This window comes from Paracidovorax avenae ATCC 19860, assembly GCF_000176855.2.
Classification (GTDB): domain Bacteria; phylum Pseudomonadota; class Gammaproteobacteria; order Burkholderiales; family Burkholderiaceae_C; genus Paracidovorax; species Paracidovorax avenae.
The window spans coordinates 4,698,614-4,722,808 of record NC_015138.1 but is presented as its reverse complement, the minus strand read 5'-3'; the positions used below and the strand labels follow the sequence as shown (position 1 = coordinate 4,722,808).

The following is a 24,195-nucleotide window of genomic DNA, read 5'->3' as shown; positions in this document are numbered from 1 at the left end:
GCTCAGGCCGGCGCACCCTGTGCCGGAGACTGCACCTGCATGCGCCCGCGCCCTGCGCGCTTGGCTTCGTAGAGGGCCGCGTCGGCACGCGCCATGAGGTCGGCGAGCAGCGGGGCGACGGCCACGGTGCCGGGGTCCGGCGGGGCGGCGTCCAGGGTGGCGGCCCCCGCGCTGTAGCCGACCGGGAATCCCAGGGCCTGCGGGCTGTCGGCGGCCAGCCGCGCACGCAGCCGGCGGTCGAAACTCTCGGCGGCGCGGTCGCCCGGGGCATGCGCGAGCAGCACGGCGAACTCCTCGCCGCCGATGCGGCCCGCCACGTCGCCCGTGCGCGTCGCATCCTGCAGCAGCCGCGCGAAGAATGCGAGCACGTGGTCGCCCGTGCCGTGCCCGTGCGTGTCGTTCACGCGCTTGAAGTGGTCCACGTCCAGCATCACGGCGGTCACGCGCAGGCCGTGCCGCAGCGCATGCGCCAGCAGCGCCCGGCCCCGCACGTCGAAGCCGCGCCGGTTGAGCACGCCGGTGAGCGCGTCCGTCTTGGCCAGGGCGCGCAGCTTGTCCTCCGCCTCGGTGCGCCATGCGACGAGCAGCGCCACCGTGCCCAGCACCAGCGTCACGTTGGCGGCGAGCGCGGCGGCGATGTTCACCGGGTGCGGCGTGCGGAAGCTCGGGTAGGCGTCGGTGAAGAAGGCGCCGAGCACGCCGCGCGCGCCCGTGAAGCCGGCCATCGCGACGAGGCAGGCGCACAGCAGCAGGCGCCAGTGCCGGGGCGACGGGCGCCAGGGCACGAGCGTGGCCCGCGCGACGGTGGCCAGCAGCACGGCCAGCAGCAGGTTGGCCCAGCCCACGCGGAAGGGGTAGCTGCCGAAACCCAGGGTGTAGCCGAGCGGTATCGCGGCGACCAGCCAGGGCAGCCAGCGCCGCCCCGGGCGCGGCCCCAGCCATTCCTGCAGGGCGGTGAACAGCGCCCACTGGGCGGCCGCCGCGCTGGCGATGGAGAGCGTGGACAGCACCTGGTCCCACAGGTGGGAGGACGCGATGATCGCCGCCCAGGAAGTGGCCTGCAGCGCCACGCTGGCCTGCGCGAAGCGCGCGGCACGGCTGACCTCCCGCCCCATGATGAGCGGCAGGGCGATCGAGAGCATGAACAGGTTGGTGGCCGTGACGGCCAGCAGCGTGACGAAATCCAGCGCCATCGTGCGTTGTCGGCGCCGCGGCGCTCCGCTACTGGAAGGCGACTTCCGCGAAGCTGCGCAGCTTGCGGCTGTGCAGCCGGCTCACGCCGCCGGCACGCAGGATGTCGATGGCGCGCATGCCGATGCGCAGATGCTGGTCCACGCGCTCGCGGTAGAAGTGGTTGGCCATGCCCGGCAGCTTGATCTCGCCGTGCAGCGGCTTGTCGGACACGCACAGCAGCGTACCGTAGGGCACGCGGAAGCGGAAGCCGTTGGCGGCGATGGTGGCGCTTTCCATGTCCAGCGCCACGGCGCGGCTCTGGCTGAAGCGCCGCTGGGGCATGTTGTCGGGCAGCAGCTCCCAGTTGCGGTTGTCGGTGCTGGCCACGGTGCCGGTGCGCATGATGCGCTTGAGCTGGTCCTCGGGCACCTGGGTCACGTCCGCCACCGCCTGCTGCAGCGCGAGCTGGATCTCGGCCAGCGCGGGGATCGGCACCCACAGGGGCAGTTCCTCGTCGAGCACGTGGTCCTCGCGCACGTAGGCATGCGCCAGCACGTAGTCGCCCAGCTGCTGGCTGTTGCGCAGGCCCGCGCAGTGGCCCAGCATCATCCAGGCGTGCGGCCGCAGCACGGCGATGTGGTCGGTGATGGTCTTGGCGTTGGACGGGCCCACGCCGATGTTCACCATGCTGGTGCCGCTGCGGTCGGCGCGCACGAGGTGGTAGGCGGGCATCTGCGGCAGGCGCGGCGGCGGGGAGCCGAGGTCGTCGCCCGCCTCGGCGGGCAGGCCGGTGCGGCGCGTGACCACGTTGCCGGGCTCGATGAAGGCGACGTATTCGCTGTCGGGGTTTGCCATCTCGGCATGGCCAAGGCGCACGAATTCATCGATGTAGAACTGGTAGTTCGTGAACAGCACGAAGTTCTGGAACCACTCGGGCGCGGTGCCCGTGTAGTGGCGCAGGCGGTGCAGCGAATAATCCACGCGCGGCGCGGTGAACAGCGACAGCGGCTGCGCCTCGCCCGCGCGCGGCTCCCAGGTGCCGTTGGCGATGCCGTCGTCCATGGCGGCGAGGTCGGGCAGGTCGAACACGTCGCGCATGAGCATGCGGCGCTGGGCCGACAGGGTGCCCTCGATGTGGTCGTGTTCGGCGAACGAGAAGTGGATGGGGATGGGCTGGTTGCTGATGCCCACCTCCAGTTCGACGTTGTGGCTGGCGCGCAGCAGCCGGAACTGTTCGGCGTAGTAGCGCGCGAACAGGTCGGGGCGGGTGAGGGTGGTCTCGTAGCGTCCCGGTCCTTCCACGAATCCGTAGGCCAGCTGCGTGGCCGCGCGCGCCACCGTGGTGGTCTGCACCCGCACGAAGGGATAGAACGCCCGCACGTGGCCGTTCGGCGTCTCGCCGGCCACGAAGCGCTGCATGGCGTTTCTCAGGTGGCCGATCTGCTCCTGGTAGATGCGCTGGACCTGGGCCAGCGCGTCGGCGGGATCGGTGTGGAAGGTGGGCTCTGTGAATTCTGGAATCTGGGCCATGGGCGTATTGTCCACGCCCGCCGCATGGCGTGCCCGGGAAAGGGCCGGGCCGGGATAATCGGGCGATGCAACCCTCCCCTTCCTCCCCGGCGCCCCAGGCCGCCGCCGCGGCATCCGCAGGCTTCGACGCCCTCGGGCTCGCCCCCGAGGTGCTGGCCAACCTGCGCCAGCTCGGCTACGAGCGCATGACGCCCATCCAGGCGGCCAGCCTGCCGCCCGCCCTGCTGGGCCGCGACCTGATCGCCCAGGCCAGCACCGGCAGCGGCAAGACGGCCGCCTTCGGGCTGGCCCTGCTGGAGCGCCTCAATCCGCGCCGCTTCGCCGTGCAGGCGCTGGTGCTCTGCCCCACGCGCGAACTGGCCGACCAGGTGGCGTCCGAGATCCGCCGGCTGGCCCGCGCGCAGGAGAACATCAAGGTCGTCACCCTCTGCGGCGGCGTGCCGCTGCGCGGGCAGGTCGCGAGCCTGGAGCATGGCGCGCACGTCGTCGTCGGCACGCCCGGCCGCGTGATGGACCACCTCGAGCGCGGCACGCTCGACCTCGGCGCGCTGGCCACCTTCGTGCTGGACGAGGCCGACCGCATGCTCGACATGGGTTTCTCCGAAGACATCGCCCAGGTGGCGCGCCGCTGCCCGGACACCCGCCAGACGCTGCTGTTCTCGGCCACCTATCCCGACGGCATCGAGCGGATCGCGCGGCAGTTCATGAAAGACCCGCAGCGCATCGCCGTGCAGGCCCAGCACGCCGAGGGCAAGATCGAGCAGCGCTGGTACGAGGTGCAGGAGCGCGAGCGCCTGCATGCCGTCTCGCAGCTGCTGAACCATTTCCGGCCGGAATCCGCCATCGCGTTCTGCAACACGAAGCAGCAGTGCCGCGACCTGGTGGAGGTGCTGCGCGCCCAGGGGTTCAGCGCCCTGGCCCTGCACGGCGACCTGGAGCAGCGCGACCGCGACCAGGTGCTGGTGCAGTTCGCCAACCGCAGCTGCAGCGTGCTGGTGGCCACCGACGTGGCCGCGCGCGGCATCGACATCGCCGGGCTGCAGGCCGTCATCAACGTGGACGTGGCACCCGACCCGGAGGTGCACATCCACCGCATCGGGCGCACCGGCCGCGCTGATGCGGAAGGCCTGGCCCTCAGCCTCGCGAGCCTGCCGGAAATGGGCCAGGTGGGGCGCATCGAGGTGCTGCAGGGCCGGCCGTCGGAGTGGCATCCGCTCTCCGGCCTCACCCCCGCGCCGGGCGGGCCGCTGCAGCCGCCCATGGCCACGATCCAGATCATCGGCGGCCGCAAGGAAAAGATCCGCGCGGGCGACGTGCTGGGCGCGCTCACCGGCGAGATGGGCTTCACGCGCGAGCAGGTGGGCAAGATCAACGTGAACGACTTCTCCACCTACGTGGCGGTGGAGCGCAGCGTGGCGCGGCAGGCCGCGCAGCGGCTCTCGTCCGGCCGCGTGAAGGGCCGCAGCGTCAAGGCGCGGCTGGTCGAGGACGGCGACGCCTGACGGGTGCCGCACCCCTGGCGTGGCGCCTTGGGGGCGGCCGCCGGGCCTGTGAGGGTTTGCACTGCTTCGGGAAGCGGGCAATCCACTTAGACTTCTAGTCATCTAGAGGAGTAGATGATGTCTGAAGTGATCGCGCTGGATGCCGCTGGCCAGCCGGGCGTCGCGCGGTATGCGGCGCTCGCGGAAACCCTGCGCCGCCGCGTGGTGCGGGGCGAATGGCCCCCCGGCTCCTCGCTGCCGGCCGAGCAGGCCCTGGCGGCCGAGCACGGCGTGGCGCTGGGCACCCTGCGCCGCGCCCTGGAACTGCTGGTGGAGCAGGGGCTGATCGAGCGCATCCATGGGCGCGGAACCTTCGTGCGCAGCGGTATCGCGGGTGCGTCGATGCTGCGTTTCTTCCGCTTCGGCGAAGGACCGGCGGGCGTGCCGGCCTCGCGCATCCTGTCGCGCCAGCGCGCCGAGCCGCCCGGTGCCGTGGCCCGCGCCCTGGGCCTGGCCGCCGGCGAGAGCGCGCTGCGCCTGCAGCGCCTGCGGCTGGTCGATGGCGAGCCCTGCCTGCTGGAGCGGATCTGGCTGCCGCTGGATCTCTTCGGGGCGCTGGAGGAGGGCGATCCGCAGGAATGGGGCGACCTGCTCTATCCCTTCTATGCATCCCGGCTGGGCGTGCACGTGCACCGCGCGGTGGACGAGATCGGCTTCGCCGCCCTCACCGCGCCGCAGGCGCAGGCGCTCGGCCTGCAGGCCGGCCACCCCTGCGCCCTCGTCACGCGGCGCGCCATGGACCTGTCGGGCCGCTGCGTGGAGTGGCGCGCCACGCGCGGCGATGCCCACGCATTCCATTACACCGTCACGCTCGTGTGACACACCTTCCGGAGACTGTCCCCATGACCGATTCCTCCCTGCCGCCTGCCGGCCCCGTTCCTGCCGGGCGGCTTTCGCGCCGCGGCATCCTGCTCGGCGCCGCGGCCGGCGCGCTCTGCGCTCCCTGGGGCGCCAGCCGGGCCGCGCCCGTCGCAGGCGGCCGTCCGGTCGCCCTGGTGGTGTCCTACCCCGCCGGGGGCGGCGCCGACCTCATGGCCCGCATCATCGCGCCGCGCCTGGGCGAGGCCCTGGGCCAGGGCGTGGTGGTGGACAACAAGCCCGGCGCCAGCGGCCAGATCGCGGGGGCTTTCGTGGCGCGCGCGGCGCCGGACGGTGCCACGCTCCTGGTCGATGCCTCGTCGTTCGCCGTGAATCCGTCGCTCTATCCGAAGATGGCCTACGACTCCGACAAGGCCTTCACGCCGCTGGCGGTGCTGGCCACCTTCCCGAACGTGCTCGTGTGCTCGGCGGACTTCCCGGCGCGCACGGTGCTGGACGTGGTCCGCATGGCGCGCGAGCGGCCGGGGGACATCGCCTATGCCTCGTCGGGCAACGGCTCCGCCCAGCATCTGGCCGGCGCCCTGTTCGAGCAGCGCGCGGGCGTGAAGCTTTCGCACATTCCCTACCGCGGCGGCGGCCCGGCCATGAACGACGTGATGGGCGGCCAGGTGCCTTTGTTCTTCGCCAACGTCGCATCCGCCCTGGGCCACATCCAGTCGGGCAGGCTGCGGGCGCTCGCGGTGACGGCGCCGGTGCGCGCCCGGTCGCTGCCCACCGTGCCGACCATGGCCGAGGTGGGCGTGCCCCATTACGAGGTGCTGGAGTGGAACCCCGTGCTGGCGCCGGCCGGGCTGCCGGCGGATACCCGGGAGGCGCTGGTGGGCGCCATCCGCAAGGCGCTGGCCGATGCCGAGGTGCTGGCGCGGGTGCGCGCCCTGGGGGGCGACGTGTTCGCAGATGCCTCGCAGGCGAGCGCCGCGAAGTTCATCCAGGCGCAGCAGGCGCAGTGGGCCCAGGTCGTCCGCGAGCGCGGAATTTCGGTGGGATGAGCCACATGGCTGAACTTTCCTTCCCGGCACCCGGTGCCGCGGAGGCCGGGCGCTGGGATGCGCATGTGCACGTGTTCGATGCCGGGGCTCCCGTGCAGCCGGGCCACTACCGTCCGGCACACCAGCCGCTCGCGCGCATCGAGGCACTGGCCGCCGCCCACGGCGTGGGCCGCCTGGTGCTGGTGCAGCCCAGTGTCTATGGCACCGACAACGGCGTGATGCTCGCGGCGCTGGCCGTGCGCCCCGGCGTGCACCGGGGCGTGGCCGTGGTCGATCCCTCCATCGCCGACGCGGAGCTGGACCGCATGCATGCCCTCGGCGTGCGCGGCATCCGCTTCAACCTCGTGTCGCCCGTGGGCAACGGCCCGCAGGACCTCGACGCGCTCGCGCCGCGCCTGCGCGAACGGGACTGGCACGTGCAGTGGTACGCCCATGCCGTCGATCTCGAGCGCATCGCGCAGTGGCACGAGCGCAGCGGCCTGGGCTGCGTGCTCGACCACCTGGCAGGCCTGCATGCCGAACTGCCGGTGCAGGACGCGGCCTGGAACCACCTGGACCGCCTGGCCGGCCTGGGCGCCTGGGTGAAGCTGTCGGGCTGGTACCGGCTGCGCGCCCAGGCCCCCTACACGGCGCTGCGCGCGCACATCGAGCGCGTGGCGCGCCGCATGCCGCAGCGCATGGTGTGGGGGTCGGACTGGCCGCACACCGCTTTCGCTCCGGACCGGCTGCCGGACTACGCCGGCGTGTGGACCCCGGTCGTGGAAGCGATCGGCATCGATGCCGCCGGGGCGGCGCGGCAGCGGGCCGGGGATCTCTACGCCTGAGAGCTGCCGGCCCGATGACATGCCTCTCGGGCAGAATCCGGGCAGTCTTTCCCGACGGCCATGATCCAGACCCCTTCGCTCCCGCCATGCCGGCGCCGCACCGCCCGCCACGGAGGCCACGCATGAAGCCCCTGCCACCGCGCACGCTGCTCTGGATCTCCGTCGGCGTGGCGTTCGCCACCATCGGCCTCAAGGGTGCCGCCTGGTATCTGACCGGCTCCGTCGGGCTGTTGTCGGATGCTCTCGAATCGTTCGTCAACCTGGCGGGCGCCGTGTTCGCGCTCATGATGGTCGCGGTGGCGGAGCGCCCGGCCGACGGCGACCATCCCTTCGGCCACCACAAGGCCGAATACTTTTCTTCCGGGTTCGAGGGCATCCTCGTGCTGGGGGCTGCGCTGGCCATCCTCTGGGCCTCGGTGCACCGGCTGCTGGTGCCCGCACCCATCGAGCAACTGGGCTGGGGCCTGGCGCTGTCGGTGGCCAGCTCGGCCCTCAACGGCCTGCTCGCCTGGATGATGCTGCGCTCGGCGCGGGCCTACCGCTCCGTGGCGCTGGAGGGCGATGCCCGGCACCTGATCACGGACGTCTGGACGTCGGCCGGCGTGGTGGCGGGCATCCTCGGCGTGATGGCCACGGGCTGGCTCTGGCTCGATCCCGTGGTGGCGATCGCCGTGGCGCTGAACATCATGCGGGAAGGCTCCCGCCTCGTCTGGCGTGCATCGCAGGGCCTGATGGACGAGGCCGTGGAGCCACAGGAGCGCGCGGCCATCGACGCGGCGCTGGCCGCCTTCACCCAACGCCAGCCCGGCGTGCATTTCGACCACGTGGCCACGCGCCGCGCCGGGCGCCGCCGGCATGTGTCCCTGCACCTGCATGTGCCGGGCGACTGGAGCCTGGCCGAGGCCGCGCGGCTGCGGGGCGCGGTGGAGCAGGCGCTGGTGGATGCCGTGCCCGGGCTGCGCGCCACCATCGAACTGCTGCCCACGGGCATGGAAGCCGTGGCCACCCCCATGGAAGACGACGAAACCAGGAGCCTGCACCCATGATGGGACTGCTGCAGCGCGTGCGCGAGGCGCGCGTGGAGATCGACGGAGCCACCGTGGGCCGCATCGGCCCCGGCCTGCTCGTGCTGGTGTGCGCCGAACGCGGCGACACCGAAGCGCAGGCCGATCGCCTCCTCGACAAGCTGCTCAAGCTGCGCATCTTCGCCGACGAAGCGGGCAAGATGAACCGCAGCGTGCAGGACACGGGCGGAGGCCTGCTGCTCGTGAGCCAGTTCACCCTGGCGGCGGACACGCGCGGCGGCAACCGGCCGAGCTTCACGCAGGCGGCCGCGCCGGACGATGGCCGCCGGCTCTACGACCACTTCGTGGCACGCGCCCGCGCCCTGCACCCGGTGGTGGAGACCGGGCGCTTCGCGGCCGAGATGCAGGTGCACCTCGTCAACGACGGGCCGGTGACGATCCCGCTGCGGATCGCCCCGCCGGGCATGGTCTAGAACGGCGCGCAGAACCCAGCGAAGCGGTTCCGGCGAGGCGTCGCATCGCAGGCAGTACGCGCAGTACGACAAGATGCGGCAACGACGCCGGAAGGGTTCTGCGGGCCGTTCTCAATCCGCGTAGGGGTCGGCGAAGCCCAGCTCCTGCATGATGGCCGTCTCGTAGGCCTCCATCTCGTCCGCGTCCTCGGCGCTGGTCTCGTGGTCCCAGCCCTGGGCGTGCAGGGTGCCGTGCACCAGCAGGTGGGCGTAGTGCTCGTGCAGCGCCTTGTTCTGCTCGCGGGCCTCGCGCTCGACCACGGGGGCGCAAAGCACCAGGTCGGCCATGACCACGGGCTCCTGCGCGTAGTCGAAGGTGAGCACGTTGGTGGCGTAGTCCTTGTGCCGGTACTCGCGGTTCAGGGCCTGGCCCTCTTCGGCATCGACGATGCGCACGGTGATTTCCGCGTCGGTGGCGAGCGCGTGGCGGATCCAGCGGGCCACGGCATGGCGGGGCAGCGCGTCGCGGTGGGCCTGCACCCCGGCGAACCGGGCGAACTGCAGTGAAAGGTTGAGCTGGTTCAGGGCCATGGGAGCCTAGCGTCGTCGTATGGGTTGAATGGTTCGCTATTTGATGCGAAAGCCGCCGACGGAACTCGGCGCAGCGGTGCTGGCGAGGTGCTGCATCGCAGGCTGCGCGGCGGAGTGCGCCGGCTGTCCCCCCGGCTGTCGCGGGTGTGCCCAAGCGCGTCCAGCCATTTTGCCCCCGTGCCGCTGAAAAATATCGATAGTTTGCTATGAAGAAAGAAGCGATTCTCGGCATGGCCGATCCCACCCATCGGCGCGGCTGCCCGGCACCGTTACACGCCGTCACCACGCCGCCGCTCCATCCCTCCGATCCCGGGCGCTTTTGCCCGGAGAATCCGGCCCCGAAAACGAGGAGAGGGAAGGGTGATGGATCCTATTGTTCAGGTCGATAGAGAGGAGCTTCGCGCGGAACTCGAAAAGAAACTGCCGCCCAGGGTTCGGCGCTTCCGGCTCGATGAGATTCCGGGCGTGATGCGCTCGCGCCTGGGGTGGCCGGTGGCGGCGGCGCTGATGGAGCGGTGGTTCAGGGGCGTGGGGTTTGCGATCAGCCTGCCGATCAAAATCAGCAAGTCGCCAAACAAGCTACACCAGTTGCCCGCCTCGCAACTGGAAGAAAACGTGGTTACCATGGACTGGGCCTTGGGCTTCTCCCGTGTGCAAGCCGCCGTGTCCCAATTGCAGGCACGCTGGAACAGCCCAGCGGGAATGGTGGAGCTAAAGAAGCGTGTTGAACAGCAGACGGGAGGACAAATCCGGCCCTGGCGTTTCGGCGATCTGAACCAGTCGGCCAAGATCCTGGACGACACCTGCCAGGTGAATTTCCTGAACGTAGGCCGATTCGGCGATCCCCTGGACGACTTCTATGGGGCCATGGGCGAGGCGACGCTCAAGATCGCGGTGTCGGGCCTGGTGACGCCCGCAGGGCCCAGGGGATCGGGCAAGGTATCCATCGCGATCGACGAGTTGGCCTTCTACCTGCGCGACTCCTATGACTTCAACGACGATTCCTTCCTGTCGCAGCCGCTGGGCTTCTGGGGGCCTCTCGGCGTGAAGCGTTCCCCCCGGTCCGTAGTGGACATTCCCCTCGACGATCAGTGGATATACGCCGATGCCGACGACGCGAGCCGCCAGAGCTATCTGGTGCAGAACCGGCATTTCCGGCAATGGCGCGCCCTGCATGGCCGGGGCGGGGATTTCATGGTCGTCTCCGATGTGCACCGCGTGCGCCTTGCGTTCCCGATTACGCTGGAGTGGTGATGAAACTGTCCCGACTCAAGAACGTGCCCTGCATCGTCTGGTGCCTGGCGCTGCATGCCTGCGTGGCGCTGGGCTGGTATGCGACCCGGCCGACGCTTTTTACCATCGACAACAGCCCCCACGATGTGTATCGGCTGGAGACTTACCACGCATCGCTGTGGCAGCGCATCGTGCATTACGACCAAAAGTACCCCGCCATCTTCCGCCTGTACCGGGTCGAGCCCAAAGAACTGCTGGGAGAAAGCGAGGTGGTCGATCTCATCGGCGGCGGTGACATCAGTTGGCATCTTGATCCGCCCGTGCAATTCAACACAGTCTATGCCGGGAGCGTCATGTTTGAAAACATCCCGCCGGAATGCACGGAGGCGGCGCGGATACCGAGTTGCCCCCGCACCCAGCCTTCGGAATGACCGCTTACGCAAAGCGCCCTGCGCGCCTTGCGTTCCCGATCCCGCTGGAGTGGTGATGAAACTGTCCCTACTCAAGAACGTGCCCTGCATCGTCTGGCCTGGCGCTGCATGCCTGCGTGGCGCTGGGCTGGTATGCGACCCGGCCGACGCTTTTCAACAGCTACAACAGCCCCCACTATGTATATCGGCTGTAAATTTACGATGCATCGCCGTGGCAGCGCATCATGCATTACGACCAAGAGGATCCGGCCATCGTCCGCCTGTACCGCGTGGAACCCAGGGAACTGCTGGGCGAAAGCAAGGTGGTCGATCTTATGAACGGCAGCGGGATCCAATGGCAACTCGACCCGCCCGTGCAGTCCAACACAGTTTATGTGGGTGGGAGTGTCGCGTTTGAAAATATCCCACCGGAATGCACGGAGGCGGCGCGGATACCGAGTTGCCCCCGCACCCAGCCTTCGGAATGACCGCTTACGCAAAGCGCCCTGCGCGCCTTCCTCTTCCTATTCCGATGGAGTGCCGATGAAACTGCCCCGACTCAAGAACGTGTCCTGCATTGTCTGGTGTCTGGCGCTGGATGCCTGCGTGGCGCTGGGCTGGTATATCACCACGCCGACACTGTTCAACAGCTACAACAGCCCCCACCATGTGTATCGGCTGGAGATCTACCACGCATCGCCATGGCAGCGCATCGTGCACCGCGACCAGAAGGCTCCGTCCGTCGTCCGCCTCTACCGGATCGATCCCGGGGAGCGGCTGAGGGAAAGCCAGGTGGTCGATCTGGCGGCCGGCCGTGAGATCCGCTGGCAGCTCGACCCGCCCGTGCAAGCCAACAAAGTCTATGTGGGCAAGGAGGTTGTCTTCGAGAACATACCGCAGGAATGCACGGAGGCGGCGCAGATACCGGGTTGCCCCAATACGGAGCCTCCGGCATGACCGTCCCCGATAGGCGCCAAGTGCACTGCGTGCGCCTTCCGTTTCCGATCGCGCTGGAGTGGTGAGGAAGCGGTCTCATCGCCGCGGTTCTGGCGAGGCGCTGCATCGCAGGCAGTCCACGCCTGAATGACAAGATGCGGCAACGGCGCCGGAAGGGTTTCGTTGGACGCTCTTTTATCTGTAGCGATCCGCCGGTCATGCCGCGCCGGAGCGGCTGCTGCGCTGTGCATCGTAGGCATCCACGATGCGCGCCACCAGCGGGTGCCGCACCACGTCCGCGGTCGTGAAGCGCGTCACGGCGATGCCCTTGACGCGCTTGAGCACGCGCTCGGCGTCGATCAGGCCGCTCATCGCGCCCTTGGGCAGGTCGATCTGGCTCACGTCGCCCGTCACCACGGCCCGGGCTCCGAAGCCGATGCGCGTGAGGAACATCTTCATCTGCTCGGGCGTGGTGTTCTGCGCCTCGTCGAGGATGACGAAGGCGTTGTTGAGCGTGCGCCCGCGCATGAACGCCAGCGGCGCGATCTCCAGCGCATTGCGCTCGAAGGCCTTCTGCACCTTGTCGTAGCCCATCAGGTCGTAGAGCGCGTCGTAGAGCGGGCGCAGGTAGGGGTCCACCTTCTGGGTCAGGTCGCCGGGCAGGAAGCCCAGGCGCTCGCCCGCCTCCACGGCCGGGCGGGTGAGCACGATGCGCTGCACCGCGCTGCGCTCCAGCGCATCGACGGCGCATGCCACGGCCAGGTAGGTCTTGCCGGTGCCCGCCGGACCGATGCCGAAGGTGATGTCGTGGCTGGCGATGTTGTCCAGGTACACGCTCTGGGTGGGCGTGCGCGCGCGCAGGTCGGCGCGGCGCGTGTTGAGCACCACGGCCCCGTCGGCTGCCTCCCGCATGGCGCCGTCGCCGGCCAGCATGAGCTGCACCTGCTCTTCGGTGACGGGCCGGTCGGCGATCTCGTAGATCGCCTGCAGCAACTCCATCGCCTGGGTGGCCCGGGCCTTGGGACCGTCCACCTTGAACTGCTCGTGGCGGTGCGCGATGCCGACGGACAGCGCTGCCTCGATGGTGCGCAGGTGGGCATCGGCCGGGCCGCACAGGTGCGTGAGCCGGGTGTTGTTGTGGGGAGTGAATGTGTGGCGCAGGATCACGCGGATAATTCCGGTTGGACGTCAGCAGGACAAAAAGACAGGACGAAGATGATAGGCAAACTCACCGGCACGCTGCTGGAGAAAAACCCGCCCGAGGTGCTGGTGGACTGCCATGGCGTGGGCTATGAAGTGCAGGTGCCGATGAGCACCTTCTACAACCTGCCCGCCGTGGGCGAGCGCGTGCAGTTGCTCACGCAGTTCATCGTACGCGAGGACGCGCAGTTGCTCTATGGCTTCGGCAGCGCCCCGGAGCGGCAGGCGTTCCGCGAACTCATCAAGATCTCCGGCGTGGGGCCGCGCACGGCGCTGTCCATCCTCTCCGGCATGGGCGTGGACGACCTGGCCCAGGCCGTGTCGCTGCAGGAGGCCGGACGCCTCGTGAAGGTGCCCGGCATCGGCAAGAAGACTGCCGAGCGCCTGCTGCTGGAGCTCAAGGGCAAGCTGGGCGTGGACATCGGCGCCCGCCCCGAGGCCGCGAACGACGCGCAGGCCGATATCCTGCAGGCCCTGCTGGCGCTGGGATACAACGATAGGGAAGGCGCCTCCGCGCTCAAGGCATTGCCGAAGGACGTGGGGGTCAGCGAGGGCATCAAATTGGCGCTCAAGGCACTGGCGAAGTGAAGTTGGCCCGTCCCGGCATGCCAGTGCCGGACGCTGGGGGAGGGGCGAGAAAAAGTGAACCACAACATGAAAAATCAAAGGGCTTCCGAATGGAAGATCGCGCGCCGGGGCGGCGTGCTCGCCGGCATCGCGGCAGCATTGCTCATCGCAGGATGCGGTGGCGGGGGCGGCTCGACCGCCACGGCCTCCTCGTCCGGCGAGACCGTGCTGCGGGTGGAATCTGCGGTCCAGCCCGCGGATGCGGCCGTGCCGTCGCGCACCGCAGCACGCTCCGGGGCCGGGCCGCAACCTGTGCGGGTGGCGCTGGCGGCATTGCAGTCCACCCGGGCGGAGGAAACGGGGGGGCACGGCGGCCCGCGCAAGGTGGGCACCCTGCGCACCGTGCCCGGTACGGCCTCGGCCGCCGGACTGGCCGGCCGCCTGCAATGGACGCCGGCGGCGGACGGCGGCCTGCGGGCCGCCATCAGCTTCACGGCCGAGGATGCCTATGGCGTGCGCCTGGGCGTGCTGGTGCGCCGGCTGCCCGAATCGGCGCGGCTGCGCGTGTACCGGCAGGACCGGCCGGATGCCGCCTATGAGACACGGGGCGGCGACGTCCTGCAGATCCTGGCCCGCAACGCGGCTGCCGGCGACACGTCGGATGCGGCGAAAACCTGGTGGACGCCCGATACCGGCGGCAGCGAGGCGACGCTGGAGATCGACCTGCCGGCCGGCACACCTGCCGATGCGCTCGACATCGCCATTCCGTCACTGGTGCACATCCAGGAAGACCTTTCGCTGTCTTCCGGCAGCGAGGATGCGCTGGTCACCAAGAACGTCGGCGACGCCGTGGCCTGCAACCTGGACTCCACCTGCTACGACGACTATGCGCAGCAGCGCAACGCGGTGGCGCGCATGGTCTTCGTGGACTCCACGGGGGCGCATTTCTGCACCGGCACGCTGCTCAACGACCGCGACGGCACGCGCACGCCTTACTTCCTCACCGCCAACCACTGCATCCCGTCCCAGACGGTGGCGTCCACGCTGCAGACCGACTGGTTCTTCCGGTCTTCGTCCTGCAACAACCGTACGCTATCGCCGGGCGCGGCGACGCGCACGGGCGGTGCCGTGCTGCTCTACTCGGGCGCCGACACCGATACGGCCTTCCTGCGCCTCAACGACGCGCCGCCGCCCGGCGCCGTGTTCGCGGCGTGGGATGCGGGCCCGCAGGCCGAGTCTTCGGCGATCGTCGGCATCCACCATCCGCGCGGCGACCTGCAGAGGATCAGCTTCGGCAGCATCATGGGCACGCTTGCCTGCTCCGGCGACCTCGAGAGCCTGACCTGCGACTCCGCGACGGGTGACACGGCGAACTACTACGATGTCAGCCTCGACCGCGGCACGATGGAGCGCGGCAGCAGCGGCTCGGCGCTGTTCCAGGGCGGCCGGGTGATCGGCACGCTCTACGGCTTCTCGGGCGACGGGCAATGCTCGGTGGACGGGGTGCGGGTGTACGGCCGCTTCGACCATGCCTACCAGGCGGCGCTCAAGGAATGGCTGTCCCCGGCGACCCCCGCCCGCCACCGCGGCCACCAGCCACGCGTGCTTCCCCACCACGGCCACAGCGGCCATGGCACGCCGGCGGCTCCGCAGGAGGCCGCCTCCGTGGCGCAGGGGTGATGCGCGCCCGGCCGCCGGCCGGGCCGGCGTGTGCCGCCCGCAACGGAACGGCCGGGCAGGATCGTTTTGCCGCGGCCGCGCTCGCCCAGGGCGACGCGGCCGTGGCACATTGACGGGCAGGCGGCGGGCGCGGTGCCCGCCGCAGCCACAACAGGAGCAGAGGCCATGGATTTCAGGCTGCGAAGTGTTCGAGCGGTGATGGTGCTGGGGGCTGCCGCGCTCCTGGCGGCTTGCGGGGGCGGTGGCGGCAGCGGTGCCGAGGCGGGTTCTTCCGCCTCCGCCACGGCCCAGCCCAGGGCGGTGGTGCTGAGCGTGGAGTCGCGCGAGCAGCCCGCCACGGCCGCGCAGGATGTCGTGCGGGTCAAGGACCTGGCCGCGCGGCCCGCGCTGGCGCCCGCGCGGGTCTCGCTGGGCGCCCTGCTGGAGTCGCGCGCCGAGGCGGCCGCAGCCGCCGTCGGCCCGCGCCAGATCGGCGCCGCGCGCTCCGTGGAGGCCACGGCCACGCCCGCCGCGCTGGCAGGGCAACTGCATTGGACGCCCACCGCGGCCGGCGGCCTCGCCGCCGCCATCAGCTTCACGGCGCAGGACGCGCACGGCCTGCGCCTGGGCGTGCTGGTGCATGCCCTGCCGGGCGGCGCGCAACTGCGTGTCTATCGCCAGGACCGCCAGTCCGCGGTGTACGAGATTTCCGGCCAGGAAGTCCTGCAGGCCATCGACCGCAACATCGCGGCCGGCGACACGTCGGACGCGGGCCGCACCTGGTGGACGCCCGATACCGGCGGCGACGAGGCCACGCTCGAGATCGAGCTGCCGCCCGGCACCCCCGCCAGCGCCCTGGACATCGCCATCCCGCGGGTGTCGCATATCTACACCAACCTCTCCCTGCCGACGGCGGACGAAGGCGAGCAACTCAAGATCGGCGAGTCTGCCTCGTGCGGGCTCGATTCCACCTGCTATGACGCCTATGCCAGCCAGCGCAATGCCGTGGCGCGCATGGTCTTCGTTCTGGGCGACGGCAATACCTATCTCTGCACCGGAACGCTGCTCAATGACCGCGACGGCACGGGCACGCCGTATTTCATCTCGGCCAGCCACTGTTTCTCGTCGCAGACCGCGGCTTCCAGCCTGCGCACGGACTGGTTCTACCGTTCACCGAGCTGCAACAGCAATGCGCTGTCGTCCAGTTCCGTGACCCGCACCGGCGGCGCCACGCTGCTGTATTCCAGCACCAGCACCGACACGCTGTTCGTGCGACTGAACGAGACGCCGCCTGCAGGGGCGGTGTTCGCCGCGTGGAACGCCGGCACCCAGTCGCTGGGCAGCGCCGCCGTAGGCATCCACCATCCCATGGGCGACCTGCAGAAGATTTCGTTCGGCAATGTCACGGCCCTTATCTCCTGCAGCATTCCCAGCGATGGAAGCAGAACTTTCTCCTGCACTGGTGCCGCGGGCAACTTCTACCGCGTGAGCTGGAACCAGGGCTTGACGCAAGGCGGCAGCAGCGGTTCAGGCCTGTTCGTGAACGGCGCACTGGTGGGAACGCTCTCCGGCGGCAACATCACCTGCACTTCCCGCAATGGCCTCGACGTGTACGGCCGATTCGACATTGCCTACGGCGCGGCGCTGCAGCAGTGGCTCTCGCCCGCCGTCAGCACCAGCGGGCGCACCGCCATCTACCGCTTCTTCAACGGCAGCACCGGGGCGCATTTCTACACCTCCAGCGCCAGCGAGCGCGATTTCGTGATCGCCACCTACCCGGCATTCAGCTACGAGGGCGTGGGCTTCTATGCCTATGGCGGAGCCACGGACGGCCAGAGCGCGGTCTTCCGCTTCTTCAACACCTCGACGGGTGCCCACTTCTATACCATCAATGCCGGCGAGCGCGATTCCGTGATCGCCAACTACCCGGTCTTCAAGTACGAAGGCCCCGTGTGGTACGCCCAGACGGGCGCCGGCAACGGCTCCACGGCGATGTACCGCTTCTTCAACACGAAAACCAGCACGCATTTCTACACGATCAGCCAGGCCGAGCGCGATTTCGTGATCGCGACCTACCCGGTCTTCAAGTACGAAGGCGTGGCGTACTACGCCTGGACGAACTGACGTCCCCGGCCCTCCTCCCCGACACGCACCCGCGCCCATGAGCATCCAGACCGACGATTTCGCACCCGCGCCGCCCAAGCGCGTGGTTTCCGCCGCACCCGCCTCCCCGCAGGAGGAGGCGCTGGAGCGCGCGCTGCGGCCCAAGCTGCTGCAGGAATACGTCGGCCAGGCGAAGGCGCGCGAGCAGCTCGAGATCTTCATCGGGGCCGCGCGCAAGCGGGAGGAGGCGCTGGACCACGTGCTGCTGTTCGGCCCCCCCGGGCTGGGCAAGACCACGCTGAGCCACATCATCGCGGCCGAGCTCGGCGTGAACCTGCGGCAGACCAGCGGGCCGGTGCTGGAAAAGCCCAAGGACCTGGCCGCGCTGCTGACCAACCTGGAGAAGAACGACGTCCTCTTCATCGACGAGATCCACCGCCTCTCGCCCGTGGTGGAGGAAATCCTCTACCCCGCGCTGGAGGACTACCAGATCGACATCATGATCGGCGAGGGGCCGGCGGCGCGGAGCATCAAGCTCGACCTGCAGCCCTTCACCCTGGTCGGCGCCACCACCCGCGCCGGCATGCTCACCAACCCGCTGCGCGACCGCTTCGGCATCGTCGCGCGGCTGGAGTTCTACACGCCCGAAGAGCTGTCGCGCATCGTCACGCGGTCGGCCGGGCTGCTGAACGCGCCCATCGATGCGCAGGGCTCCTTCGAGATCGCGCGCCGCTCGCGCGGCACGCCGCGCATCGCCAACCGCCTGCTGCGCCGCGTGCGCGACTATGCCGACGTGAAGGGCGACGGCCGCATCACGCAGGACATCGCTCAGCGCGCGCTGGCCATGCTGGACGTGGATCCGCAGGGCTTCGACGTGATGGACCGCAAGCTCCTGGAGGCCGTGGTGCACCGCTTCGACGGCGGCCCGGTGGGACTGGACAACATCGCCGCGAGCATCGGCGAGGAGCCCGGCACCATCGAGGACGTGATCGAACCCTACCTCATCCAGCAGGGCTACCTGCAGCGCACGCCACGTGGCCGCATCGCCACCCTGGCGGCGTTCCGGCACCTGGGCGTGGCCCCCTCGCGCCAGCACACGGACCTGTTCGGCGCTGCCTGAGCCGGCCGCGCATAGCGGTTTCCGCCTTCCATCCTGGGGCCACCCCGGCCCTCCCGCAAGCGTTCCGGAAACGGTGTTGCCGCAAGGCGTCATTCGGGGAAATCCCGTGCGCTTTGCCATGCGCATGGTGTCTACTGCGATAACCAGCCGCTATGCGATGCATTGAAAACAATGCCTCGCACTAAGGCTGGGTTCAAAGCAATCGACGAACGGATGAGAGGGAAATTACGATGGATCCGATCCTTGGACAGATCATTCTGTGGGCCACGCCGTGGATTCCGCGCGGCTGGGCGATCTGCGACGGCACCTTGCTGAGCATCCAGCAGAACGCGGCGCTGTTCTCGCTGATAGGCACTGCTTACGGCGGCAACGGGGTGAGCACCTTCGCGCTGCCGGACCTGCGCAACCGGGTGCCCGTGGGCTCGCAGAACGCGGCGAACGTGGCCATCACCAGCGGTGCGGCCACGGCCTCCACCACCGCCAGCGTCACGCTCGCGGCGAGCCAGCTGCCGCCCCATACCCATGCGGTGGCCGCCGCCGGCAATGGCAAGCTGAGCGTCGCCATTCCGGCGAATGCCGGCGCGGCCGCCGACACCAATGCACCGGCCAACGGCCTCGTGCTCGGCAAGGGCACGGCCGGCAACTTCCCCACGAAGATCTACACCGCCGCGGCTTCCGATGCCACGCTCAAGCCCTTCGACGTGGACCTGCCCGTGCTCACGGCGCAGGCTTCCAGCACGCCTGCTGCACCCGTGAGCATTCCCGTCACGGTGAGCACGCTGCAGCCGGGCATCACGCTGAACTTCATCATCGCCACCACGGGCATCTACCCCTCGCGCAACTGAGGGGCCGGCGCACGCGCCTTTCCGGCCCGGCCGGAGGCGGCGGTGCGCCTCTTCGAGACCAATCGCCGGTTCCAGCCCCCTGCGCGGGGCTGCGGAGCGGTGCGTCCCGCGGCATGCACGCGGGTCCATTCAAAGCAGAGTCACCAACCGAAAGTGAGGGAAACCATGGATGAAGCATATATCGGCACGATCGTGCTGTGGGCCGGCAGCTGGGTGCCGCGGAACTGGGCGCTGTGCGACGGAACGCAGCTGAAGATCATGGACTATCAGGCGCTGTACTCCCTCATCGGCGTGCGCTACGGCGGCGATGCGCGCACCAACTTCAATCTCCCCGACCTGCGCAACCGGGTGCCCATGGGGCTGCAGGCGGCGTCGCAGACGCCCGGCACCACGGGTGCGGCGTCGCAGGTACTGACCGTGACCGGCGCCGCCACCGGCATGATCGCCGCCAACCAGCTGCCCCCGATGAGCGGCAAGGCATCGGTATCGATCCCCGTGAACAACGCGCCGGTCGCGGCGAACCTCACCGACGTGCCGGGCCCCACCGGCGTGCTGGCCAAAGGGACGGCGGGCAACTTCGGCGCGAAGATCTACACGAGCGATGCGGCCAATACCAACCTGAAGCCCTTCGACGCACCCGTCACCATCAGCCCCGGTTCCGCGCAGCAGCCCCTGTCGCTGCCGGTGTCGCTGTCGGGCCCGGTGAGCACCATCCAGCCCTCGCTGACGCTGAACTTCATCATCTGCCTGCTGGGGCTGTACCCCGACCGGCCCTGATCCGTCCGCCATGCCCGCGGACCGTTCCAGACATCTTGAGGAAAGAGGGAAATCATGGATGAGAGTTACATCGGCACCGTCCTGCTGTGGACGGCGGCCTTCGTGCCGCGCGGCTGGGCGCTGTGCGACGGGTCGGTCCTGAACATCGCGCAGAACCCGGCGCTGTTCGCGATCCTGGGCAGCCGCTTCGGCGGCGACGGGCGCACCACCTTCCAGTTGCCCGACCTGCGCAACCGCGTACCCATGGGCCTGCAGACGGCCGACCAGCCGCCCGGCCCGACCGGAGCTGCGTCGCACTCCGTGGCGCTCAGCGGGGCGGCGGTGGGCATGGTGTCCGCCAGCCAGCTGCCGCCAGTGGGCGGCAAGGCATCCCTGGGCATTCCGGCGAACAGCGCGCCGACGCTGGCCAACGTGAGCGAAACGCCCGGTCCCGGGTCCGTGCAGAGCAAGGGCAAGGGGGGCAATTTCGACGTCAAGGAATGGACGAGCGATGCAGCGAATGCGAACCTCAAGCCGTTCGACGCCCCCGTGACCGTTGCCCCCGTGGGCGCCCAGCAGCCCCTGGCCCTGCCGGTGGCGGCGGCCGGGACGATGGGCACCCTCCAGCCCTCGCTGACGGTGGCCTTCATCATCTGCGTGGAGGGGCTGTTCCCGCCCCGGCCCGACTGAGGAGCTTCAGGTCACCGCGCCGCGCGCATCCACGCGCAGGATGCGCTCGACCACGCCGTGCGCGAGCCCGCCGCGCACGCCGATGAGGTGGCCGTGCAGGTTCACCGTCGGGTCGCAGTGCCCGGGAACGAGCCAGAGCATGCGGCCGATGGCGGGCAGGCGGGCCCGGTCGCCGTCCGCGAACAGCAGGCCGTGCTCGTCGCCGCCGTTGGCGTAGCGCAGCGCGCGCTCGGGCGGCAGGAAGGCGACCTGCGGCAGGCCGGAGTCGATGGCATGGCTCTTGTGGCCCGCATCGCAGACGGCGTGCGTATCGCGGCTGGAGATGACCTGGGTCTTGATGAACAGCGCATGCTCGAAGGCCGGCTGCGCGGGCTCGCGTTCGTTGGCGGCGTAGTCCGCATCCATGAACAGGAAGGAGCCGGCCTGCAGTTCGCCGTACACGCCGCTCGCGGCCTCGTGCACCAGGGTGCCCGTGCCCGCTCCGGTGACGAGGGGGACGGGCAGGCCCGCCGCCTGGATGGCATCGCGCGTGGTGCGGGCGGCTTCCACGGCGGTGGCGATGGCATCGCGCCGTTCGGCCGCGCCGCGCAGGTGCTGGGCCCGGCCATGGTAGGCATGCAGGCCGGCGAAGCGCAGCCGAGCATGGCCGGCGACCGCCTGCGCGAGCGGCACCGCCGCCTCGCCCGGCGGCACGCCGCAGCGGCCCTGGCCGACGTCGATCTCCACGAATACGTCGATGCCGGCGCCATCCGGGCCGGCCGCGTCCATGGCCTCGGCCAGGCGGGCAATGCCCTCCGGGCTGTCCACGGCGATGGCTAGGCGCCCGCCCAGGCCGGCGAGCTGCCGGGCCAGGCGCGCCACGCGCTGCAGCTTGGCCGGCGCGATCACTTCGTTGCTGATGTAGATGTCCGTCACGCCGCCGGCGGCGAGCGCCTCGGCCTCCGAGACCTTCTGCACGCAGGCGCCACCGGCGCCGGCCTGCTGCAGGCGCAGCGCCAGTTCGGCGCACTTGTGCATCTTCGCGTGCGGGCGCCAGCGCACCTGGTGCTTGCGCGCGAAATCAGCCATGCGCTGGATGTTGCGCTCCATGGCGTCGAGGTCCACGACCGCGACGGGGGTGTCGATCAGGTCCACCCGCTGGCCGATGGTGGCGAGCAGCGCCGCGGCGGGATCAGGCATGGTTTTCATCGCGGGCGGCATCCTCGAGGTGTTGCGTGTCGGCCCAGCCCACCAGGGTGAGCCCGTCTTCGGTCCAGAGCAGGCGGTTGATGGCAGCGTTCGCCAGGAGCCAGGTGCGCGGCGCCTGCAGTTCCTGGCCGGTGGCGGCGCGGTAGAGCACGTCCATCACCCCTCCGTGCGCCACGAGGGCGATCAGCTCGCCCGGGTGGCGGCGGGCCAGGGCATGGGTGGCCGCGGTGATGCGCTCGCGGAAGGCGATCAGCGATTCGCCGCCTTCGGGCTCGAAATCCGGGTCGCGCTGCCGCCAGCGGCGGGCCTGTTCGGGCAGCTCGGCCTCGATCTCGCGGAAGGTGCGCCCCTCCATGAGGCCGAACGCGCGCTCGCGCAGCCGCACGTCGGTGGCCAGGGGCGCGCCCGTGGCATCGGCCACGGCCTGGGCCGTGGCATGGGCGCGCCGCAGGTCGCTCGCGTAGATCGCGGCCACGGGCTCGTCCGCGAGGGCCCGGCCCAGTTGCCGGGCCTGCCAGAGGCCGGTGTCGTTCAGGGGAATGTCGAGGTGGCCCTGGATGCGCGTGTCCACGTTCCAGGCGGTTTCCCCGTGGCGGATGGCGATGATGCGGGTGGCTTGCTGCATGCGGCGGTCAGGGGGCGCGGCCCGGCTCGGGGGACACGACCACCCCCGGCGTGGCGGGAGCGGAGGCGGCGGGTGCGGCGGAGCCCGGGGAAGGCCCCTGGCCGGCCGGGGCGAAGGTGGTGCGCACCTGGCGCGGCCCGGACGGCGGTGTCGGGAATCCGGTGAGCGCGGCGTCGAACAGGATGCCGAAGATGGCCGGATCGTTCACCCAGACATCTTCATAGACGGCCGAGGTTTCATAGACGATCTTCTGCGTGGCCGCGTCGCGCAGCACCAGGCTGGCCTCGCGGCGGTAGAGCGTGGGCGGGCGGTCCATCATCCAGCCGGTGCCCATGCCCCAGCCCCATCCGCCACGGCCGCCCCAGCCCACGCCCCAGCCCCATCCGGGGTAGGCGGGGCCATAGTAGGGCCAGGAGGCGGGCCAGGTGGTGCTGGCGCTGGCGCCGATCTGAAGCACCAGCCGGGCGTTGGCGTCGTCGCGCTGCAGGCCCACGCGCGCGAGCGATTGCTGGGCCAGGGCCTCGATGGGGGCGAACTGCGCGGCCTGCGCCTGCTGCGAGGGCAGGCGCTCCAGCCGGTAGGTGGGCGGGGAGGGCAGCCCCGGCAGGGTGGAGTAGGTGGACACGGTGCTGTCCACCGTGCGGGTGCTGGCGCAGCCGGCCAGCACGGCGGCGGCCAGCAGCAGCCAGAGGCAGCGGAAGAGCCGGGGCAGTCCGGCGGTGGCGGCGTTCATGGGCGGTCTCCTGGAATCCGGTACGAAGGGGGAGGCTTCACGGGTCGCTCGCAGGGCCGCGGCGTGTCAGGAAATCTGCACCACCTGCAGGCCCGGCAGGGCGGGCGCCGGGGGGAATTCCTCCGCGTCGAAGGCCTTGTCGCCGTCGTCGCTCGGAACGCCCGTGGCCTTCAGATGCTGGAAGTCGTGCAGCGTTCCGTCCAGCAGGTGGGACGGCACGATGTTCTGCAGGGCGTTGAACATGTTGTCCACGCGGCCGGGGAAGCGCTTGTCCCAGTCGCGCAGCATCTCGCCCACCTGCTTGCGCTGCAGGTTCTCCTGGCTGCCGCAGAGGTTGCAGGGAATGATCGGGAACTGCTGCTGCTGCGCCCAGCGGGTGGTGTCCTTCTCGGTCACGTAGGCCAGCGGGCGGATCACCACGTGGCGGCCGTCGTCGCTGACCAGTTTCGGGGGCATGGCCTTCAGCTTGCCGCCGAAGAACATGTTGAGCAGCAGTGTCTGCAGGATGTCGTCGCGGTGGTGGCCCAGCGCGATCTTGGTGCAGCCCAGTTCGTCGGCCACGCGGTAGAGGATGCCGCGGCGCAGGCGGCTGCACAGGCCGCAGGTGGTCTTGCCCTCGGGCACCACCCGCTTGACGATGCTGTAGGTGTCCTGGTTCTCGATGTGGAAGGGCACGCCGGTGGTGGCCAGGTACTCGGGCAGGATGTGCTCCGGGAAGCCCGGCTGCTTCTGGTCGAGGTTCACCGCCACCAGGTCGAAATGGATCGGCGCGCGTTTCTTCAGCTTGATGAGGATGTCCAGCAGGGTGTAGCTGTCCTTGCCGCCGGACATGCACACCATGACCTTGTCGCCCTCCTCGATCATGCGGTAATCGACGATGGCGCGGCCGACCTCGCGGCACAGGCGCTTCTCGAGCTTGTGCGCCTCGCGTTCGATCCGGGCCTGCGCGGGGCGGGCGGCGTCGGCGGTCCAGTCGGTGTCTTGGGGCAGGGCGGTCATGGGAGGGGGGACAATCGGGTCCGCGGAAGCAGGAAGGGCACGGCGCGGCTGCGCGGCGCCTCCCGCTTGCCGCGCGGCGCAGCCGTGCGGCGGCGCCCGTTCAAGGGGCGGGTGACCGCCGATTTTA

24 protein-coding genes and 1 pseudogene are annotated in these 24,195 nt (G+C 70.0%); 17 read left to right on the top strand and 8 right to left on the bottom strand.

The genetic code is table 11. The features are described 5' to 3' along the window. Window positions 1-2: 2 nt before the first annotated feature. Both ACAV_RS20515 and ACAV_RS20510 read right to left on the bottom strand, forming a co-directional pair. Window positions 3-1,193 (bottom strand): GGDEF domain-containing protein, encoded by a 1,191-nt coding sequence (locus tag ACAV_RS20515; RefSeq protein ID WP_013596499.1) that lies wholly within the window; start codon window positions 1,191-1,193, stop codon window positions 3-5. 28 nt (window positions 1,194-1,221) lie between these two features. Then, window positions 1,222-2,703, bottom strand: a complete 1,482-nt coding sequence (locus tag ACAV_RS20510) for an AMP nucleosidase (RefSeq protein WP_013596498.1) — start codon at window positions 2,701-2,703, stop codon at window positions 1,222-1,224. 65 nt (window positions 2,704-2,768) lie between these two features. On the opposite strand from ACAV_RS20510, the gene dbpA reads away from it, so the two are divergent. From dbpA to dtd, 6 genes are all read left to right on the top strand, one after another. After that, window positions 2,769-4,205, top strand: a complete 1,437-nt coding sequence (dbpA, locus tag ACAV_RS20505; RefSeq protein ID WP_013596497.1) for an ATP-dependent RNA helicase DbpA — start codon at window positions 2,769-2,771, stop codon at window positions 4,203-4,205. Between the two features lie 117 nt (window positions 4,206-4,322). Next, window positions 4,323-5,063 (top strand): GntR family transcriptional regulator, encoded by a 741-nt coding sequence (locus tag ACAV_RS20500; RefSeq protein WP_013596496.1) that lies wholly within the window; start codon window positions 4,323-4,325, stop codon window positions 5,061-5,063. A gap of 23 nt (window positions 5,064-5,086) precedes the next feature. Next, window positions 5,087-6,112, top strand: a complete 1,026-nt coding sequence (locus tag ACAV_RS20495; protein ID WP_013596495.1) for a tripartite tricarboxylate transporter substrate binding protein — start codon at window positions 5,087-5,089, stop codon at window positions 6,110-6,112. Window positions 6,113-6,117: 5 nt separating this feature from the next. Next, entirely contained in the window at window positions 6,118-6,936 is an 819-nt protein-coding gene (locus tag ACAV_RS20490; protein ID WP_013596494.1) for an amidohydrolase family protein, read from the top strand. 122 nt (window positions 6,937-7,058) lie between these two features. Next, complete coding sequence (locus ACAV_RS20485) at window positions 7,059-7,982, top strand: cation diffusion facilitator family transporter (protein ID WP_013596493.1); 924 nt, start codon at window positions 7,059-7,061, stop codon at window positions 7,980-7,982. Further along, the gene (gene dtd / locus ACAV_RS20480) at window positions 7,979-8,434 is read left to right on the top strand and encodes a D-aminoacyl-tRNA deacylase (protein WP_013596492.1); all 456 of its coding nucleotides are present in this window, start codon (window positions 7,979-7,981) and stop codon (window positions 8,432-8,434) included. The genes ACAV_RS20485 and dtd overlap by 4 nt, the downstream gene beginning before the upstream one ends. A gap of 111 nt (window positions 8,435-8,545) precedes the next feature. Here dtd and ybeY read toward each other — a convergent pair whose 3' ends face one another. Next, window positions 8,546-9,004, bottom strand: coding sequence for an rRNA maturation RNase YbeY (gene ybeY / locus ACAV_RS20475; RefSeq protein WP_013596491.1), 459 nt, complete (start codon window positions 9,002-9,004; stop codon window positions 8,546-8,548). Between the two features lie 363 nt (window positions 9,005-9,367). Between ybeY and ACAV_RS20470 the strand changes: the two genes are divergently transcribed. The 4 genes and pseudogenes from ACAV_RS20470 (at window position 9,368) to ACAV_RS20460 (ending at window position 11,604) form a co-directional block, all read left to right on the top strand. Continuing rightward, window positions 9,368-10,258, top strand: coding sequence for a DUF6402 family protein (locus ACAV_RS20470; RefSeq protein ID WP_013596490.1), 891 nt, complete (start codon window positions 9,368-9,370; stop codon window positions 10,256-10,258). Then, window positions 10,258-10,668: a hypothetical protein gene (locus ACAV_RS20465; protein ID WP_013596489.1), complete on the top strand. Its 411-nt coding sequence runs from the start codon at window positions 10,258-10,260 to the stop codon at window positions 10,666-10,668. Before ACAV_RS20470 ends, ACAV_RS20465 begins: the two co-directional genes overlap by 1 nt. A gap of 55 nt (window positions 10,669-10,723) precedes the next feature. Further along, window positions 10,724-11,135: pseudogene (locus ACAV_RS24240) on the top strand (hypothetical protein). 55 nt (window positions 11,136-11,190) lie between these two features. Then, window positions 11,191-11,604, top strand: a complete 414-nt coding sequence (locus tag ACAV_RS20460) for a hypothetical protein (RefSeq protein ID WP_013596488.1) — start codon at window positions 11,191-11,193, stop codon at window positions 11,602-11,604. Between the two features lie 195 nt (window positions 11,605-11,799). On the opposite strand, the gene ACAV_RS20455 is transcribed toward ACAV_RS20460, so the two are convergent. After that, entirely contained in the window at window positions 11,800-12,750 is a 951-nt protein-coding gene (locus tag ACAV_RS20455; protein ID WP_013596487.1) for a PhoH family protein, read from the bottom strand. Window positions 12,751-12,798: 48 nt separating this feature from the next. Here ACAV_RS20455 and ruvA point away from each other — a divergent pair, with 48 nt between their 5' ends. The 7 genes from ruvA (at window position 12,799) to ACAV_RS20420 (ending at window position 20,523) form a co-directional block, all read left to right on the top strand. Beyond that, the gene (ruvA, locus tag ACAV_RS20450) at window positions 12,799-13,371 is read left to right on the top strand and encodes a Holliday junction branch migration protein RuvA (RefSeq protein WP_013596486.1); all 573 of its coding nucleotides are present in this window, start codon (window positions 12,799-12,801) and stop codon (window positions 13,369-13,371) included. A gap of 66 nt (window positions 13,372-13,437) precedes the next feature. After that, complete coding sequence (locus ACAV_RS20445; RefSeq protein WP_013596485.1) at window positions 13,438-15,030, top strand: trypsin-like serine peptidase; 1,593 nt, start codon at window positions 13,438-13,440, stop codon at window positions 15,028-15,030. Between the two features lie 165 nt (window positions 15,031-15,195). Continuing rightward, window positions 15,196-17,133, top strand: coding sequence for a trypsin-like serine protease (locus ACAV_RS20440; RefSeq protein ID WP_013596484.1), 1,938 nt, complete (start codon window positions 15,196-15,198; stop codon window positions 17,131-17,133). Between the two features lie 37 nt (window positions 17,134-17,170). Continuing rightward, entirely contained in the window at window positions 17,171-18,232 is a 1,062-nt protein-coding gene (gene ruvB / locus ACAV_RS20435) for a Holliday junction branch migration DNA helicase RuvB (protein WP_013596483.1), read from the top strand. 230 nt (window positions 18,233-18,462) lie between these two features. Continuing rightward, on the top strand, window positions 18,463-19,077 hold the full coding sequence (locus tag ACAV_RS20430; protein WP_013596482.1) for a phage tail protein: 615 nt from the start codon (window positions 18,463-18,465) through the stop codon (window positions 19,075-19,077). A 165-nt stretch (window positions 19,078-19,242) separates the two neighbouring features. Next, the gene (locus tag ACAV_RS20425; protein WP_013596481.1) at window positions 19,243-19,854 is read left to right on the top strand and encodes a phage tail protein; all 612 of its coding nucleotides are present in this window, start codon (window positions 19,243-19,245) and stop codon (window positions 19,852-19,854) included. A gap of 54 nt (window positions 19,855-19,908) precedes the next feature. Continuing rightward, entirely contained in the window at window positions 19,909-20,523 is a 615-nt protein-coding gene (locus tag ACAV_RS20420; protein WP_013596480.1) for a phage tail protein, read from the top strand. A 6-nt stretch (window positions 20,524-20,529) separates the two neighbouring features. Here the strand turns inward: ACAV_RS20420 and ACAV_RS20415 are convergent, their stop codons facing one another. The 4 genes from ACAV_RS20415 to ttcA all read right to left on the bottom strand — a co-directional run bounded on the left by ACAV_RS20415 (window position 20,530) and on the right by ttcA (window position 24,068). Then, complete coding sequence (locus ACAV_RS20415; protein ID WP_013596479.1) at window positions 20,530-21,711, bottom strand: DSD1 family PLP-dependent enzyme; 1,182 nt, start codon at window positions 21,709-21,711, stop codon at window positions 20,530-20,532. Further along, a complete protein-coding gene (locus ACAV_RS20410; protein WP_013596478.1) occupies window positions 21,695-22,336 on the bottom strand; it encodes a histidine phosphatase family protein in 642 nt (213 codons plus the stop codon). Before ACAV_RS20410 ends, ACAV_RS20415 begins: the two co-directional genes overlap by 17 nt. Before the next feature lie 7 nt (window positions 22,337-22,343). Beyond that, a complete protein-coding gene (locus tag ACAV_RS20405) occupies window positions 22,344-23,069 on the bottom strand; it encodes a DUF4136 domain-containing protein (RefSeq protein ID WP_013596477.1) in 726 nt (241 codons plus the stop codon). Window positions 23,070-23,135: 66 nt separating this feature from the next. Continuing rightward, window positions 23,136-24,068 carry a tRNA 2-thiocytidine(32) synthetase TtcA gene (gene ttcA / locus ACAV_RS20400; RefSeq protein WP_013596476.1) on the bottom strand — a complete coding sequence of 311 codons (933 nt, stop codon included), beginning with the start codon at window positions 24,066-24,068 and terminating at the stop codon, window positions 23,136-23,138. Window positions 24,069-24,195: the final 127 nt, after the last annotated feature.